16 protein-coding genes and 1 tRNA gene are annotated in these 14,606 nt (G+C 63.2%); 12 read left to right on the top strand and 5 right to left on the bottom strand.

Annotated features, from left to right (window positions below; genetic code table 11):
• The first annotated feature begins 394 nt into the window (after nt 1–394).
• From WI26_RS10420 to WI26_RS10390, 7 genes are all read left to right on the top strand, one after another.
• Nucleotides 395–1,054 (top strand): hypothetical protein, encoded by a 660-nt coding sequence (locus WI26_RS10420; RefSeq protein ID WP_141366132.1) that lies wholly within the window; start codon nt 395–397, stop codon nt 1,052–1,054.
• A 147-nt stretch (nt 1,055–1,201) separates the two neighbouring features.
• Nucleotides 1,202–1,405 (top strand): helix-turn-helix transcriptional regulator, encoded by a 204-nt coding sequence (locus WI26_RS10415; protein ID WP_025404896.1) that lies wholly within the window; start codon nt 1,202–1,204, stop codon nt 1,403–1,405.
• The gene (locus WI26_RS10410) at nt 1,356–1,736 is read left to right on the top strand and encodes a hypothetical protein (protein ID WP_229768994.1); all 381 of its coding nucleotides are present in this window, start codon (nt 1,356–1,358) and stop codon (nt 1,734–1,736) included. The genes WI26_RS10415 and WI26_RS10410 overlap by 50 nt, the downstream gene beginning before the upstream one ends.
• Entirely contained in the window at nt 1,733–2,545 is an 813-nt protein-coding gene (locus WI26_RS10405; protein ID WP_236849277.1) for a DUF7146 domain-containing protein, read from the top strand. Before WI26_RS10410 ends, WI26_RS10405 begins: the two co-directional genes overlap by 4 nt.
• Nucleotides 2,532–3,644, top strand: a complete 1,113-nt coding sequence (locus WI26_RS10400) for a helicase RepA family protein (protein WP_050376383.1) — start codon at nt 2,532–2,534, stop codon at nt 3,642–3,644. Before WI26_RS10405 ends, WI26_RS10400 begins: the two co-directional genes overlap by 14 nt.
• A 142-nt stretch (nt 3,645–3,786) precedes the next feature.
• A complete protein-coding gene (locus WI26_RS10395) occupies nt 3,787–4,218 on the top strand; it encodes a single-stranded DNA-binding protein (protein WP_081334253.1) in 432 nt (143 codons plus the stop codon).
• A 265-nt stretch (nt 4,219–4,483) separates the two neighbouring features.
• Nucleotides 4,484–5,176 (top strand): hypothetical protein, encoded by a 693-nt coding sequence (locus WI26_RS10390; RefSeq protein ID WP_050376411.1) that lies wholly within the window; start codon nt 4,484–4,486, stop codon nt 5,174–5,176.
• A gap of 257 nt (nt 5,177–5,433) precedes the next feature.
• On the opposite strand, the gene WI26_RS10385 is transcribed toward WI26_RS10390, so the two are convergent.
• Nucleotides 5,434–6,171, bottom strand: a complete 738-nt coding sequence (locus WI26_RS10385) for a DUF5677 domain-containing protein (protein ID WP_141366110.1) — start codon at nt 6,169–6,171, stop codon at nt 5,434–5,436.
• 398 nt (nt 6,172–6,569) lie between these two features.
• Between WI26_RS10385 and WI26_RS10380 the strand changes: the two genes are divergently transcribed.
• Nucleotides 6,570–7,007 carry a hypothetical protein gene (locus WI26_RS10380; protein WP_050376386.1) on the top strand — a complete coding sequence of 146 codons (438 nt, stop codon included), beginning with the start codon at nt 6,570–6,572 and terminating at the stop codon, nt 7,005–7,007.
• A gap of 67 nt (nt 7,008–7,074) precedes the next feature.
• Here WI26_RS10380 and WI26_RS10375 read toward each other — a convergent pair whose 3' ends face one another.
• From WI26_RS10375 to WI26_RS10365, 3 genes are all read right to left on the bottom strand, one after another.
• Complete coding sequence (locus WI26_RS10375; RefSeq protein WP_069225884.1) at nt 7,075–8,319, bottom strand: tyrosine-type recombinase/integrase; 1,245 nt, start codon at nt 8,317–8,319, stop codon at nt 7,075–7,077.
• Between the two features lie 173 nt (nt 8,320–8,492).
• A tRNA-Val gene (locus tag WI26_RS10370) sits at nt 8,493–8,567 on the bottom strand.
• Nucleotides 8,568–8,650: 83 nt separating this feature from the next.
• Nucleotides 8,651–9,133 carry an Lrp/AsnC family transcriptional regulator gene (locus tag WI26_RS10365; protein WP_059510840.1) on the bottom strand — a complete coding sequence of 161 codons (483 nt, stop codon included), beginning with the start codon at nt 9,131–9,133 and terminating at the stop codon, nt 8,651–8,653.
• Nucleotides 9,134–9,324: 191 nt separating this feature from the next.
• On the opposite strand from WI26_RS10365, the gene WI26_RS10360 reads away from it, so the two are divergent.
• The 4 genes from WI26_RS10360 (at nt 9,325) to WI26_RS10345 (ending at nt 13,618) form a co-directional block, all read left to right on the top strand.
• Nucleotides 9,325–10,539, top strand: coding sequence for an amino acid aminotransferase (locus WI26_RS10360; protein WP_069226398.1), 1,215 nt, complete (start codon nt 9,325–9,327; stop codon nt 10,537–10,539).
• 30 nt (nt 10,540–10,569) lie between these two features.
• The gene (locus WI26_RS10355) at nt 10,570–10,956 is read left to right on the top strand and encodes a RidA family protein (protein WP_059510841.1); all 387 of its coding nucleotides are present in this window, start codon (nt 10,570–10,572) and stop codon (nt 10,954–10,956) included.
• An 80-nt stretch (nt 10,957–11,036) separates the two neighbouring features.
• Nucleotides 11,037–12,107 carry a porin gene (locus WI26_RS10350; RefSeq protein WP_420480776.1) on the top strand — a complete coding sequence of 357 codons (1,071 nt, stop codon included), beginning with the start codon at nt 11,037–11,039 and terminating at the stop codon, nt 12,105–12,107.
• A 92-nt stretch (nt 12,108–12,199) separates the two neighbouring features.
• Nucleotides 12,200–13,618 carry an amino acid permease gene (locus tag WI26_RS10345; RefSeq protein ID WP_069225882.1) on the top strand — a complete coding sequence of 473 codons (1,419 nt, stop codon included), beginning with the start codon at nt 12,200–12,202 and terminating at the stop codon, nt 13,616–13,618.
• Between the two features lie 36 nt (nt 13,619–13,654).
• Here WI26_RS10345 and WI26_RS10340 read toward each other — a convergent pair whose 3' ends face one another.
• A complete protein-coding gene (locus WI26_RS10340) occupies nt 13,655–14,557 on the bottom strand; it encodes a LysR family transcriptional regulator (protein WP_059539807.1) in 903 nt (300 codons plus the stop codon).
• Between the last annotated feature and the right edge of the window lie 49 nt (nt 14,558–14,606).

The following is a 14,606-nucleotide window of genomic DNA, read 5'->3' as shown; positions in this document are numbered from 1 at the left end:
GAAGCGGGCGGCAGAAAAGCGGCCGCAAAACGAAAAGGGCCTGCGTCGTGAGACGCAGGCCCTTGAATTCTTTGGTGGCGGTACTTCCCTGAAATTGTCCTTTGGAATCCACGTCTAGTATGGCCGGTAGCGCTTAGCCCAATGGAATGTACCCCCAAAGATACCCCCGGATGGTGGCCGCTGTCCCATTCGACACGAGCGGTTTGCAGGTCTACTCCTCGTATGCTTCTCCTAGCTCGGCTTGCGGTAAGGCGAGTTGTCGAGTCGAACGTGCGATACGTCCCCGAACCCGGTAAATTGATCCTTGTCCCCGCCTAGCTCGACGGAGCGAAAGCCGGTCCCTTCACCGGCCCGGTGGGGGCCCACTGTGAAGGCCACGCATGAAGGGCGTGAAATGACCAAGGAACGGGATTGGATAGGTCATCCGACGGCGCAACGCCGGCAAAGGCTTGATGGCTCTTACGAGTACGCGGACCCGCAAAACCAAAGCCTTGCGATTATGCTCGGCGTGCGAGCGTTTCATCCGGATAGCGGGCTCGATCCTGATCGCGCCCTGTTTTCTGGCGCGAACTTGTGGGACATCGACCGATTCGTTGAAGAGTTGGAAGCGAACATGGCTCCCGATGCGGAAAAATTTCGTGCCGCGCTCAACGAAATCCGCATGTGTTTCAAGAACGACGATACGACGGGGAATGTCAGTACGAGCTTGGTATGGCGTTCGCTGCGCGCCCATGCAGAAATCATCAGTGTTGGGATGCGCGCGCGCGCGAAGGGCGGTAGTGACCAGCATGGACGCGACGTGGGCCGATCCGGGGCCGCTGTCGTGGGGCGGACACCGGGCGCAAAGTGGAGCAACGCGGACCTGATGCAACTTCTCGAACAGTCGAAGTTGCCGGCGATGACGCAACAGAAGCTCGCGGACAGGTATGGCGTGAGTCGTGCACGCATCGGGACGTTGCTCAAGGACGCGAAGGCCAAACTCAGCACAAAACCTGTTTCCGTGTTTACCCACGGGAGTACTTCGAACGTCGGGCGCAAACGTCGCGTCGATTGAACCGCTGTTGCATTCGCTATTGCGCGAATTGTCCGGAAACCCGCGCCAAATAAGGCGCATGGTGTTGCATATGTCGCCGTAGCTGTTGCCATCAATAGCCTTGGCTCCATTCCCGGGTTGGCCGGGAGCGTTCTCATGGAGCCGCATATGGTGCACCAAGTCCAACAGGCGCTCATCCGTCGCAAGCAAATTGAGGTCGAGACCGGCTTAAGCCGTTCGACGATTTACGCCCGCATGAAGGCGGGTACCTTTCCGCAATGCGTCCGGCTCGGCGCACGTTCCGTCGCATGGCGGCGTGCCGATGTTGATGCGTGGATTGCCAATCCCGCAGGCTACCGCATCGAGGGCTGAGGCGATGAAAAAGAAAAACGCCCGCCAACCGAAGCCGACGAGCGCGAACCAACACCGCAAGTTTACCGGAACGAAAAATCACCGTCACCTGCGTGCGCTGACCGTGCTGCAACGCCGCCCGATGTCGCGTGAAGAACTCGACCATTTCGCCGGCTGCTCGAACTCCCCCGCTCTCGTCGCAAGCCTGCGCGCGAAGGGCCTCGTGCTGCCGTGCGAGCGCGTTCCGTACATCGACCGCGACGGCCGAGAAGTGCGTCGAGGCGTGTATCGCCTCACGACCACCGATCGCCGCAAGCTCGCTCGCTGGCTCAAAGTGCGGGAGGTCGCGTGAGCGCGATTGCATGGAGCCATTACGCGACCGGCAACTACCGCGTGAGTTGCCCCGTTTGCGGGCGCGGCGAACGTGATAAGACGCTCGGACTGACCATCGCCGCAAGCGGTGCGGGCGTCGCGCACTGTTTCCGATGCGACATCACGGAAACGTACCGCCCCGAACGCGGCGTGTACGACTCGGCGCGTAGCATGGCGCGCATTCCGGTCGTTACGCCGTTCGCGAAGCATCGCGTCCTGTCTAACTACGGGTTCGACCTTTGGAACGCGTGTCGCACCATTTCCGGCGACGCGCTGGCCTATCTCGACGCTCGGCACTGCCGCATCCCGCCCTCCGATGGCGATTTGCGCTGGCATCCCTCGCTGAAGCATCCGACCGGCTATGCCGGCCCGGCGCTTGTCGGGCTCGTGACGCACGCGGTAACGCGCGAATTCATGACCTTGCACAAAACTTGGATTCGGACCGATGGCCGCAAGGCTGACGTTGACCCGCCGCGCCTGCTGCTCGGCGGGCATCGCAAGGCGGGCGGCGTCATTCGCTTGTGGCCCGACGAGGCCGTAACGAGCGGGCTTGGCGTTGCGGAAGGCATTGAATCGGCGCTTTCGCTCGCATGGGGTTATGCGCCGGTTTGGGCGCTCATCGACGCAGGTAATCTCGCCGTGTTCCCGCACCTGTCCGGCGTCGAAAGCCTCGTTGTCGGCGCGGACAATGACCCGGCCGGTGTAACGGCTGGGAATGCGTGCGCGGAGCGGTGGGCGCTCGCTGATCGAGAGGTTACGCTTGTGGAGGTCGGTCATGACGGGGCGTGATTTGAACGATGTGGCGGCCGAAGGCGGCGCGGATGCTGTACGCGTTGCTGTTGCAAACGGCAGGCACGTCCCGAAGCAATCCGAGCGTGACGCGATTACGGTGTGCGATGAATTGCCGCTCAACGTTGCCTTTGCGGATGAATTGCCGGTCGATTACGACCCGCCCGACGAATTGATCGAAGGTGTGCTCACGACAGACGGCGGGAGTGTGTTGTACGGCGATACCAACTGTGGCAAGACGTTCTTTTGCATCGACGTGGCGGCGGCCGTTGCGCGCGGCGTGCCTTGGATGGGACGCCAAACGGAACAGGGCCTCGTCGTGTTCCTGGCGGCCGAATCTCCCGCATCGGTTTGCGCCCGGCTTCAGGCGTACCAAAAATATTACGGCCTGCGCGTCCCTAACTTCGCCATCATCCAAAGCCCGGTGAACCTGTTCGAAAGCGACTTCGATGCATCGGCAATCATCGCGACCGTGAAACGCTTGGAGGCTGAACGAGGAATGAAAGTTCGCCTGATTGTGGGCGACACCCTCGCTCGCCTGAGTGCCGGTGCGAACGAGAACGCAGGGCAAGATATGGGCCTCGTCATCAAGCGCTTCGACCGCATCCGTACGGAGTGCGAAGCCCATTTCATGCTGATTCACCACAGCGGCAAGAACGCCGCCGCCGGCGCGCGCGGATGGTCCGGCGTGCGCGCGGCCGTCGATACCGAAATTGAGGTAACGGACGGTGCAGGCGGCCGTTGTGCCGAAATTACAAAACAGCGCGACTTGCCGACCAAGGGTGAGCGTATCGGCTTTCGACTCGACGTTGTAGGGCTCGGCACGACGAAATGGGGGAAGCTCGCGACGAGTTGCGTCGTGGTTCCGGCCAATGCACCCGAGAAGCCCAAAAGCGAGAAGCGTTACGGGGCTGTTGAGGGGGCAGTCTTGGAATTCCTCGCTTCGCATAAGGTTGGGATCAAAAAAAGCAACGTAGTTAAGCACCTCGCAGGCCGATACAAAAGCGGTCCGGTTTATCGCGCGATGCAAACCTTGGTTGAGGCGAATGCCATTCACGAGGCAGCCGGGATTGTCTGCATCGCGAATGCGGCCAAGTAAGGGCAGTACGCGAAGGTACGTTTAGGTACGCGTACCTGTCGGGTACCTAACCCGATAGGTACGTTTAGGTACACCCCCCTTTAGGGGGGTACCACGCGTACCTAGCTGTGCCGAGCGCGGTTGATAAAAACAGGAGGCGCAAATGATTGATGGTTTGGTTAGCGGGAAGCTGCACGGCAAGTCGGCAGAGCGCATGGGCGCGAGCGGTCGCTCGTTCGTGACGGCGAAGGTTCGTGCTGCTGCTAGCGACGGCGAAGCGCTGTTCGTCAACATCATCGCGTTCGCGGACGATGCGAAGGCCGCCTTGTTGGCGCTCGATGACGGCGATTCGGTCGCGCTCGCCGGGACGCTGACGCCGAAGGTTTGGACCGACCGCAATGGCGAAGCTAAGCCGTCGCTCGATATGGTCGCGCACGCGGCGCTGTCGGCGTATCACGTCCGGCGCAAGCGCGCCGCCGTGCATGGCGCGGGCGACAGCAGCGAACGCGAAAGCGGTCGGCCGGCGATGTCTGGCACACGGCAGGCGGCGGCGTTCTACAGCGACGACACGTCGGACATGCAGGACGATTTCTAGGGCGCGGGGCAACCCGTACGGTGAAGGTGTTTTACGTCAGTAAATAGGGGTACGAAATAATGGAAGTGTCTGTTCAGAAATGGCTTCTGGAGCGGCTGAATTTTGACGCCGCGCATGGCAGTTACAGCATGCTCGTTTGGCCCGGTCCGGGCGGCCGGACGCCATACCAAGTAGTGAAGCCCGGCCCGGTGAAGTACCGCGTCGAAATTTGTCCCGCAGGTTACATCGTCGTAATCCCGCGCTAACGCGCCTTTTGGAGAATGTCATGAAAAAACCCCTGCCCGAGCGTATGGAAATCCTCGAAGCGCTCGTCTCCGATACCGGCCTCGCCGACGAACTCGCGGCGAAACAACGAGCGAAGCTCGATGCGCGTCGCGCCGAACTGGCGCGCGAACTGAAGGCGGTGCCGAATCCCGAACGCGAGCTTTCCGCCTCGGCGAAAGAAGCGACGCGGACGGAAGCCGATTTCATCAAGGCCGAAACGGCTTACCGCGACGCCGAACGCGCGATGGTGGACGCGCGTACCCGGCACGTTGTTACGTCGCAGATGCACGAGGGGAGGCGGCAGCGCATCTTGACCGAACTCGAACGCACCGCGCCGCCCGAAGTCGGCGAGGCGCTCGACGAGTTGTCGAGCGCCGATGATTTGCTGCGCGCCGCAGTTCGGACCGACGTATTCACGGAGAAAAACTGGCTGGGCGCTCGCGTCGGCAACGTTACGACGAACATGCCCCAAATCAAGGCGGCTCGCGAGAAAATCGCCGAAGCTCAACGAAACATTCGTGCGCTTGTCCACGACGGCTCGATTTCGAGCGGCGAACTGGTATCGCGTGTACGCGCGTGCGTGGATGAGGCACTTCAGCCGATGTTCGAATTCGTGCCGCGCCAGAAGTGGGAAACTCGTCTTTCGCGACCGTATAGCGACCTGTTGGCCGAAGTCGCAGGCTACGGGAACTAGCCGTACACAGGGCGGCGTGCATCGACGGCTTGAGCCGCGCCCGTGCGCCGCCTTATCGTCCACAAGCTATTGACCGAAGCGAAACTCTCTCGACGGATGTTCTTCGTAAGTTTGCGGCGAAATGAAGGTCGCTCATCGACCCGGTTGAGTCGCCCGAGTCAGCATAGGTGCCGGTCCGCTGTATCACCGATATAAGACGTTCGAAGCAGCAGTGCTGCTCGCTAACACTAACACCCTCCCGCGCAACTTGAACGACATCAGCTTACAACGGTCTTGTCGAGTACGCCGTGCCACTCCTTGTTCATGGAGGAAAAAATCGGCTCAAAATAATCGTCCGGAAATTTCGCGATCTCGCCGAACTGATGGGCGGCATCCATAAGCACTATAAGACCAGTGGAAAAAACGGACTGCACGAACGTGGGATCGTCATCCTGCTTGTACACCATACTGCTATCGCCCTGATGTCGAAAAGCGAGCACTGCGAGGTCGTTATGTGAAAAGCCGCAAAGCATCGCGTAGGGGCCGACGAGATGAAAAAGACCAGTATCGCCAAATTCCTGGCTGATCTTCTTCGGGCGATACTTTTCGGCATGTAGTGAGTTGAACTCCAACAGACAAGTATCGAGTCGATTCTTGACCGGCAGCTTCGCTTCATCGGGAATGCTCGGATCGGCAAGTATTCCCTCGTAGACACGTTTTTCCCCGTGCAGTTTGTCGTAACGCAACTGATTTACGTAGCCAGCATTCGTCTTTAGCTTTCGCATGACAACTAGCGCTTCGATCATCGAGCGAACGTGTGTAGCCGCATGTGTGCTCATATGAGCATTTCCGAGCCGCAAGGCAGCCTCGAATTGTTCTGCGATTGTCAGCACCAGCGCCACTCGCATACGGTCGGGGCCGCCCTTTGGCGGTCGAGAACGCACTATGAGGTTTCGCATTCCGTCCAGAATTCGCCCCGACGTGTTAAGAAGATCAACGACTTTTATCGTGTCCATTCCTGTTCCTTTGGGCGGCGCCAAACAGGTCGAATGACCCAGACGCGTCGCGTTTCAGCCGCATTTTACCGTCGACAAGGAGTCGCTTCTTGGTCGAGGGCCGTCTTATGCGGTCGGAGTGCGCACCGACGTTTTGCCTTGGCCGATGCGCGCGGGCCGTGCTGAAGGGCTTTGCGGTGCGTCCATGGGGCCGTATGAGGATGGGTAGGGGTAGCCAATCTCTAGCGCGACCGCGCCGATGATCGTGGCGCAAGGCGAATTTTTACCGCCGCGAAATTAAGCACGGGCGTGCTAAATCTGTCGTCGCCGAGTGCGCCGGCCGGGCGGATACGCTGGAATGTGCAGTTTGTCGCTTAAACTTTCGGACAGGCGCGCGGGGGCGCATAAGGAGAGTCGCAATGAACGCCTTGCTGACCGGCGTCGTTACGGGTTGTTTGGCGATTGTAGGGGTCATCCTAACGTCGTATTTGACTCGGAAACGAGAGCATGACGCGGACTGGCGCAAAACGAAGTTGGAACACTATCGAGAGTACGTCGCGGCACTTTCCGGCGTAATCGAGGGTAGAAGCATCCCGGCGGCTGCCCATGAGCGGTATGCCGATGCGCTGAACGCGTTGGCGCTCGTCGCATCGGGCGAAGTTCTCGCGGCTTTATATGCGTACCAAGACGAAACAACCTATCGCAACGCAGACCGAAGCCGAGCGACGCACGACAGGCGGTTGAACGACTTGCTGCGCGCGATGCGGGACGATGTTCAACCGAACACGGGTAAGGGCGTTGAGCTGCCTCCGTTCCGTTTGATAGGTGTGCCGCCGCTTACCTATGCGGATGCATAGCGACGAGAGTTCGACCGAATCGACGGCACCTTCGCTTGGACGTAGGTGAGTAGTGGAAACCGACCGCTTACCGTGCCGATGCACTTATCGGGATAACTTCCGCACCCGCCTTGAGTCGGTCGAGATAGTCCGCCCATTTCTGCATCATTTCGCGACGCTGAGGAAGGAAGGTCGTGCGGTTGTACGCGCGTCCGAGCGGGTCTTTCACGGTATGGGACAGTTGTGATTCGATGACCTCGACCGCGACACCGAGCACTTCCACCATGATGGTACGCGCCATCGCTCGGAAGCCGTGGCCGGTGATTTCGGTGCGCGTATCGTAGCCGAGCCGGCGCAGCGCGGCGTTAATCGTTGCCTCGCTCATTGGTCGATTCCGGTCGCGTGCCCCGGGGAATACGTAACGACCGTCGCCGGTCAACGCGTGCAATTCGTGCAGGATGGCGACGGCCTGATCGGGTAGGGGCACGATATGCGCTCCGCCATCCATCTTGGCCGCCTTGTTGCGTTTCATGCGTGTGCCATCAATCTCCCACGTCGCGTTATCCAAGTCGATTTCCGACCATTCAGCGGCACGCAACTCGCCCGGGCGACGGAACAGCATCGGCGCGAGCTTGAGCGCGCAGTGAACCGGAAACGTACCGCCGAAGGCGTCGAACGCACGCAGCAACTCGCCGACCTTGCCGGGGTCAGTGATGGCCGCGAAATGCTTTTGTCGGATCGGCGGAAGTGCGCCACGAAGGTCGGCCGTTACGTCGCGCGTTGCGCGACCGGTTGCGACGGCATATCGGAATACTTGGCCGCAGTTCTGTTTCGCCCGGTGGGCCGTGTCGAGCGTTCCGCGTGCTTCGATCCTGCGGATAACGTCGAACACCTCGGCCGGCTGAATTTCGGAGATAGGGCGCTTCCCGAGCCACGGGAACACATCGTTTTCGAAGCGGGCGATGATCTTGCTCGAATGGCTTGTTGCCCATCCGGGCGAATGCTTGTTGAACCATTCGCGCGTAACGGCTTCGAAGCTCGTCGCGGCGGCGAGGCGGGCGGCGCGCTTGTCCGCCTTCTTCGCTTCGCCGGGATCGATACCGGCCGCCAGCTTCTCGCGGGCGTCATCGCGCTTCTTGCGCGCCGCTTGTAGCGATACGTCCGGATAGACGCCGAACGCGAGCAACTTTTCCTTACCGGCGATTCGGTACTTGAACCGCCAGTAGCGCTGTCCTGCCGGCGTGACGAGTAGGAACAGACCGCCGCCGTCAAACAGCTTCTGCGGCTTGTCGCCGGCCCTTGCGTTCTTGATTGCGATGTCGGTGAGCGGCATGGGGGTATCTCCGAGCGGACGCGCAGCATTTCGCGGCGCGTACCCCTAAAAATACCCCTACATACCCCCGGCTGCCGTTGGCGTTTTCCGGAATTCCCGGGAATGAAAAAACCCGCTAAGCCTTGCAGCTAAGCGGGTTTCGGGATGTTCCGAGAACACCCCGGAATATTCTTTGGTGGGCGGTACTGGGATCGAACCAGTGACCCCTGCCGTGTGAAGGCAGTGCTCTACCGCTGAGCTAACCGCCCAAAGAAGCTGAAATTATGTCAGAGCTTTTTGGGTTCGTAAAGCACTTTCTTCAAATATTTTTCAGGCCGGTGCAAAAAGTTCGTCAGCTGGCCGTCGACGGCTCGACGAGATCGAGGATCGAGCCGTCGCGCTTGAGCGTCGCGAGCACGATGCTCGAATTGATCGACATCACGCCCGTCGCGCGGTGCAGGCGGTTGATCACGAAGTCGGAGTAGTGGTCCAGGTCGCGCGCTCGCACCGTCAGCACGTAGTTCGAGCCGCCCGTCACGATCTGCGCGGCGATGACTTCCGGCCACTGCTGGATCGCCTCCACGAAACGGTCGTGCCATTCGGGCACGTCCGGCCGCATCGACACATGCACGAGCGCCTCGAATGCGACGCCGACCTTCTTCGGCTCGATCGTGCAGCGGTAGCCCGAAATGGCGCCGCGTTCCTCCAGCAGCTTCACGCGCCGCAGGCACGCGGACGGCGACAGCGCGACCGCGTTCGCGAGGTCCTGATTGCTGATGCGTCCGTCCCGCTCGAGATGCCGGAGGATCCGCATGTCGGTTCGATCCAGATTCATTTCGCAGAATCCCGTAATTTTTGAGATGACAGTCGCAGACTCTACTGCAAATGGCGCGATTCGTCATCGAAAAGTGAAGCTCATTCTATTTCGTCCTCGATAACATGCGCCCCATGCCTCGACCGCACGGCCCGATGCGCTGTCACGCCGCCGGCCGTCTCGCCGCCTTCAACTTCTACCGCCATACCGCCATGTACGAGCACATTCCCGCCTATTCGGGCGACCCGATCCTGTCGCTGTTCCAGGCGTTCCAGCAGGATGCCCATCCGCGCAAGGTCAACCTCAGCATCGGGCTCTACTACGACGACGCGGGCCGCATCCCCGTGCTGGAGAGCACGCGTCTCGCGGCCGAGCGCATGCGCGAAGCCGGCGCGCCGCATACGTATCTGCCGATGGAGGGGCTCGCCGCGTATCGGCAGGGCGTGCAGCGCCTCGTGTTCGGCGCCGACTGCGCGGCGCTCGCGCAAGGGCGGATCGCGACGCTGCAGACGCTCGGCGGCTCGGGCGCGCTGCGGCTCGGCGCGGAGTTCGTGAAGCGCTATTTCCCCGACAGCGCGATCTGGATCAGCGATCCGACATGGGACAACCATCGCGTGATCTTCGCGGCGGCCGGCCTCGACGTGCACACGTATCCGTACTACGACGAAGCGCGCAACGACCTGCGCGTCGACGCGATGCTCGCGGCGCTCGACGCGCTGCCTGCACGCAGCGTCGTGCTGCTGCAACCGTGCTGCCACAACCCGACGGGCCTCGACCTCGGCCGCGACGCATGGCGCGCGGTGATCGACGTGCTTGCGCGTCGCGGGCTGATTCCGTTCGTCGACATGGCGTACCAGGGTTTCGGCGACGGCCTCGAAGACGACGCATGGGCCGTGCGCGCGATCGTCGAAGCGGGACTGCCGGCGATCGTCAGCAACTCGTTCTCGAAGAACTTCTCGCTGTATGGCGAGCGCGTCGGCGGCCTGTCGATCGTCTGCGCGAGCGCGGGCGAAGCGGCGACGGTGCTGAGCCAGTTGCAGGCCGGCGTGCGCCGCACGTATTCGAGCCCGCCGCTGTTCGGCGCGCAGCTCGTGTCGGCCGTGCTGAACGACGACGTCCTGCGTGCGTGCTGGGAAGACGAGGTGGCCGAGGTGCGCACGCGCATCAAGCGCATGCGCGGCGCGCTGAAGGCGCGGCTCGACGCGCGCCTGCCTGCGCCCGCGTTCGACGCGCTCGTCACGCAGCGCGGCATGTTCAGCTACACCGGCATCGCCGCGACCGACGTGGACCGGCTGCGCGCGTCGCACGGCGTCTACCTGCTGCGCTCGGGCCGCATGTGCATCGCGGGCCTGAACGACGCGAACGTCGATCATGTCGCGAACGCGATCGCCGACGTGCTCGGCGCCAAGTCGCGCCAGGCCGCCTGAGCGGCCGATCCCGAACCGAAGGAGCACACGATGGCAGATACGATCCCCGTCGACTTGCCGCAGCTTGCGCAGCCGTTCTCGTGGGCGACGCGCGCGGGCGGGCTGATGTTTACCGGCCACGGGCCGGTCGATGCGTCCGGCGCGATCGCCGGCGACACGATGGCCGAGCAGGCGCGCATCACGCTCGGCAATCTCGCGAAGGCGGTCGCGGCGGCCGGCGCGGCGATGGACGACGTCGCGCAGGTGCTCGTCTACCTGTCCGACGTGAAGGCGATGCCCGAATTCGACGCCGAGTATCGGCGCCACTTCCGCGAGCCGTACCCGAACCGCACATGCGTGGGCGTGCAGGGCTTCGCGCACCCGGATATGCGCGTCGAACTCGTCGCGTACGTCGCGTTGCCGGCGGCACGCGGCTAGCCGGCACGCGACTTCGCGACGATTGCATCACCCGCGATTACCGACAAGCACCAACAATTCAGACAAGGATGGAGACGAAGATGACGCATATCACTCGATTCGCAGTACCAACGATGATGGGTCTGCTAGCCGCGAGCGGCGCGATGGCGCAGAGCAGCGTGACGCTGTACGGCATCGTCGACCAGAGCATTCGCTACACGACGCATGCGAACGCATCGAACGACGCGAGCGTGCAGATGACCAACGGCGCGATCACCAACAGCCGCTGGGGCCTGAAGGGCAGCGAAGCGCTTGGCGGCGGGCTGAAGGCGATCTTCCGGCTCGAGAGCGGCTTCGAGCCGCAGAACGGGCAGATCGACGGCGCGCTGTTCGGCCGCTACGCGTACGTCGGCCTCGCGAGCGACTGGGGCACCGTGAAGCTCGGCCGACAGGCAACCGAGGCGTTCAACCTGTTCGGCGATCTCGACCCGCTGACGGTCGGCAACTACACGGCCAACATGTGGCCGTACTTTCTCACGCAGGGCCGCGCGAGCAACGTGGTCAGCTACGACGGCACGTTCGGCGGGCTGAACGTCGGCGCGAGCTACGGGTTCGGCGGTGTCGCGGGCAGCTTCGGCGCGAATGCGTACTGGGGCACGCGCGTGTCGTACACGCGCGGCGGCCTGATGGTCGGCGCGACCTACCAGCAGGTGCGCGACCTGACGAGCCGCGCGCAGCAGGCATGGGGCGCGGGCGCGCGTTACGCATTCGGCGCGGCGACGCTGTACGCCGGCTATCTCGGCGGCATCGACCGCACGGGCATGCTCGACCGGCAGCTGCTGAACGCGCCGGGCCGCGACGTAGCCTACGGTTCGTTCGCCGACAATCCGCGCCGCGACGCGATCTTCTATACCGGCGCGAACGTGCAGGTCACGCCGGCGGTATCGGTGACGGGCGTCGCGTATTACGACGACATCCGCAACGTCAACGGCCTCGCGGGCAACGGCGGGAAGCGCTATACGGGCGTGCTCGAGGCCGAGTACGCTCTGTCGAAGGCCACGCAGGTCTACGCGACGGTCGACTACAACCGGGTGACCGGCGGCGCGTTCACCGAAATGCCCGGACGCGGCAACCAGACGGGTATCGCGGCCGGCCTGCGCCACCTGTTCTGAGCACGCGGCGCGCGGTGGCCGGTGCGGTCCGGCGCCGGTCCGTGCGCCGTCGACGTTTCGACCGGACACACGTTTTCGAACGAGGTCATTCGATGCAACCAGAAGGGCAATTCCAGCACATCGCGGCGCGCGAGCAGGGTCTGCGCCGCACGCTTTCCGCACGGCAGATGGCGATGATCGCGATCGGCGGCGCGATCGGCACGGGTCTGTTTCTCGGCAGCGGGTTCGCGATCGGCTTCGCCGGCCCGAGCGTGCTCGTGAGTTATGCGATCGGCGCGTTCATCTCGCTGCTGCTGATGGGCTGTCTCGCCGAGATGACGGTCGCGCACCCGACCTCCGGGTCGTTCGGTGCGTATGCCGAGCATTACGTGAGCCCGTGGGCCGGGTTCCTCGTGCGCTATGCGTACTGGGCGTGCATCGTGCTCGCGGTCGGCACCGAAGTCACCGCGATTGCGCTGTACATGAAGTACTGGTTCCCGGGCGTGCCGGGCTGGCTGTGGATCGTCGGCTTCTCCGCGCTGCTCGTGTTCGTCAACGCGCGCAGCGTCGACGTGTTCGGCGCGGTCGAATACGGTTTCTCGGTCGTGAAGATCGCGGCGATCGTCGGCTTCATCGTGCTGGGCGCGTACGTCGTATTCGGCAATCCGGCGCTGGTCGGCAACGGCGCGGCCGGCGCGGGCTTCCACCATTACACCGGGCATGGCGGCTTCTTTCCGAAGGGGATGTGGGGGACGTGGGTCGCGGTGATCGTGTCGATCTTCAGCTACCTGAGCATCGAGATGATCGCGGTCGCCGCGGGCGAGGCGGAAGATCCCGAGCGCGCGGTGACGCGCGCGTTCCGCTCGACGATCGTGCGGCTCGTGCTGTTCTATCTCGTTACGCTCGCGCTGATGCTCGCGATCGTGCCGTGGACGGCAGCGGGGCGCGACGAGAGCCCGTTCGTGAAGGTGATGGAGGCGATTCATCTGCCGGGCGCGGCCGGGTTGATCAATTTCGTCGTGCTGATCGCCGCGCTGTCGGCGATGAACAGCCAGCTCTACATCACGACGCGAATGATGTTCAGCCTGTCGCGCGCGGGTTACGCGCCGAAGGCGCTCGGCGAAGTGAATGCGCGCGGCGTGCCGTTCGGCGCGCTGATGCTGTCGACGCTCGGCATTGCGCTCGCGACGGTCCTGAGCGTGCTGTATCCGGACGCGTCGTTCACGATCATGATGGCGGTGTCGATGTTCGGCGCGCTGTTCACGTGGATGATGATCTTCGTTACGCATTACTGCTTCCGTCGGCGGCGCGCCGCGCTCGGCCTGCCGGCGCCCGCGTTCCGGATGCGCGGCTTTCCGCTGCTGACGCTGCTCGGCGCGGCGCTGATGCTCGCGGTGATGGTGACGACATACTTCACGGCCGAATTCCACATGACGCTGATCTTCGGCATTCCGTTCCTGATCGCGCTGTCCGTCGTGTATGCGGTGTGGTATCGGCGCGCGCAGCCGATGCTGCAGCCTGAAGCGAAGTAGCGCGGAAGTACCGGCGCGCAGTACGGGCGCGCCGGCTCAGCCGGCGAGCGCGGGCAGCGCGTCGATCGACGCGCGCACGTAGTCGGCGAAGCGCAGCGCGACCGGTTCGGCGGTGCCGCTGCGCTTGAGCTCCAGCGTGCGCGATTCGAGCGACGCGTCCTTCAGCGGCCGGAACGCGAGCCGGTCGCTCTTCACCTGCTGCAGCACGCGCGGCACGAGCGCGATGCCCATCCCGAATTCGATCATCGACAGGATCGTCTGCCAGAGCCGCGCCTCGTGACGGATCAGCGGACTGAATCCCGCGTTCACGCATTGCGCGATGATCAGGTCGTGGTAGTGCGGTGCCGCGTCGCGCGGAAACAGGATGAACGGTTCCGTCGCCAGCGCGGCGAGCGCGACCTGCCGGCGCCGTGCGAGCGGATGCGCGGCCGGCAGGCAGCAGACGAACGGTTCGGCATAGACTTGCGTCGATTCGACTTCGGGCGGGCAGTGGCCCCAGTGCGCGTAACCGAGATCGATCTGACCGCGCTGGATCGCCTGCACCTGCGCCTGCGTGTTCATCTCGCTCAGCACGATCTCGACGCCCGGATAGTCGGCCTCGAAGCGCCGCACCGCGTCGGGCAGCCCGCGATACAGCATCGAATGGACGAAGCCGATCCGCAGCCGGCCCGCGAGACCGGATGCCGAGCGCACCGTGAGCCGCTCTGCCTCGGCCGCCTGCAGCAGCAGCCGGCGCGCCTCGCCGAGCAGCACCGCGCCCGCGTTGGTCAGCGCGACCGTCTTGTTGGTGCGGGAAAAGAGCTGCACGCCGAGCGCATCCTCGAACTTGCGGATGTCGAAGCTCAGCGCCGGCTGCGAGATGAACAGGCGCTTCGCCGCCCGCCCGAAATGCAGTTCCTCGGCGACCGCCACGAAGTAGCGCAACTGCCTCAGTTCCATGCTGTCTCCTCGCCAAATCGGCATCGATAAGCGTCGTCTATCGTACCGG

The organism is Burkholderia diffusa (assembly GCF_001718315.1).
GTDB classification, from domain to species: Bacteria; Pseudomonadota; Gammaproteobacteria; order Burkholderiales; family Burkholderiaceae; genus Burkholderia; species Burkholderia diffusa_B.
Note: the sequence above shows the minus strand (reverse complement) of the source record. Positions and strands in the feature narration are given on the sequence as shown.

Coding starts and splice junctions, on each gene's coding strand:
- WI26_RS10365 (WP_059510840.1), bottom strand. CDS start 9,133: ATGAATCTGGATCGAACCGACATGCGGATCCTCCGGCATCTCGAGCGG.
- WI26_RS10410 (WP_229768994.1), top strand. CDS start 1,356: ATGTTGATGCGTGGATTGCCAATCCCGCAGGCTACCGCATCGAGGGCT.
- WI26_RS10340 (WP_059539807.1), bottom strand. CDS start 14,557: ATGGAACTGAGGCAGTTGCGCTACTTCGTGGCGGTCGCCGAGGAACTG.
- WI26_RS10375 (WP_069225884.1), bottom strand. CDS start 8,319: ATGCCGCTCACCGACATCGCAATCAAGAACGCAAGGGCCGGCGACAAG.
- WI26_RS10415 (WP_025404896.1), top strand. CDS start 1,202: ATGGTGCACCAAGTCCAACAGGCGCTCATCCGTCGCAAGCAAATTGAG.
- WI26_RS10395 (WP_081334253.1), top strand. CDS start 3,787: ATGATTGATGGTTTGGTTAGCGGGAAGCTGCACGGCAAGTCGGCAGAG.
- WI26_RS10345 (WP_069225882.1), top strand. CDS start 12,200: ATGCAACCAGAAGGGCAATTCCAGCACATCGCGGCGCGCGAGCAGGGT.
- WI26_RS10385 (WP_141366110.1), bottom strand. CDS start 6,171: ATGGACACGATAAAAGTCGTTGATCTTCTTAACACGTCGGGGCGAATT.
- WI26_RS10390 (WP_050376411.1), top strand. CDS start 4,484: ATGAAAAAACCCCTGCCCGAGCGTATGGAAATCCTCGAAGCGCTCGTC.
- WI26_RS10350 (WP_420480776.1), top strand. CDS start 11,037: ATGACGCATATCACTCGATTCGCAGTACCAACGATGATGGGTCTGCTA.
- WI26_RS10380 (WP_050376386.1), top strand. CDS start 6,570: ATGAACGCCTTGCTGACCGGCGTCGTTACGGGTTGTTTGGCGATTGTA.
- WI26_RS10400 (WP_050376383.1), top strand. CDS start 2,532: ATGACGGGGCGTGATTTGAACGATGTGGCGGCCGAAGGCGGCGCGGAT.
- WI26_RS10355 (WP_059510841.1), top strand. CDS start 10,570: ATGGCAGATACGATCCCCGTCGACTTGCCGCAGCTTGCGCAGCCGTTC.
- WI26_RS10360 (WP_069226398.1), top strand. CDS start 9,325: ATGTACGAGCACATTCCCGCCTATTCGGGCGACCCGATCCTGTCGCTG.
- WI26_RS10420 (WP_141366132.1), top strand. CDS start 395: ATGACCAAGGAACGGGATTGGATAGGTCATCCGACGGCGCAACGCCGG.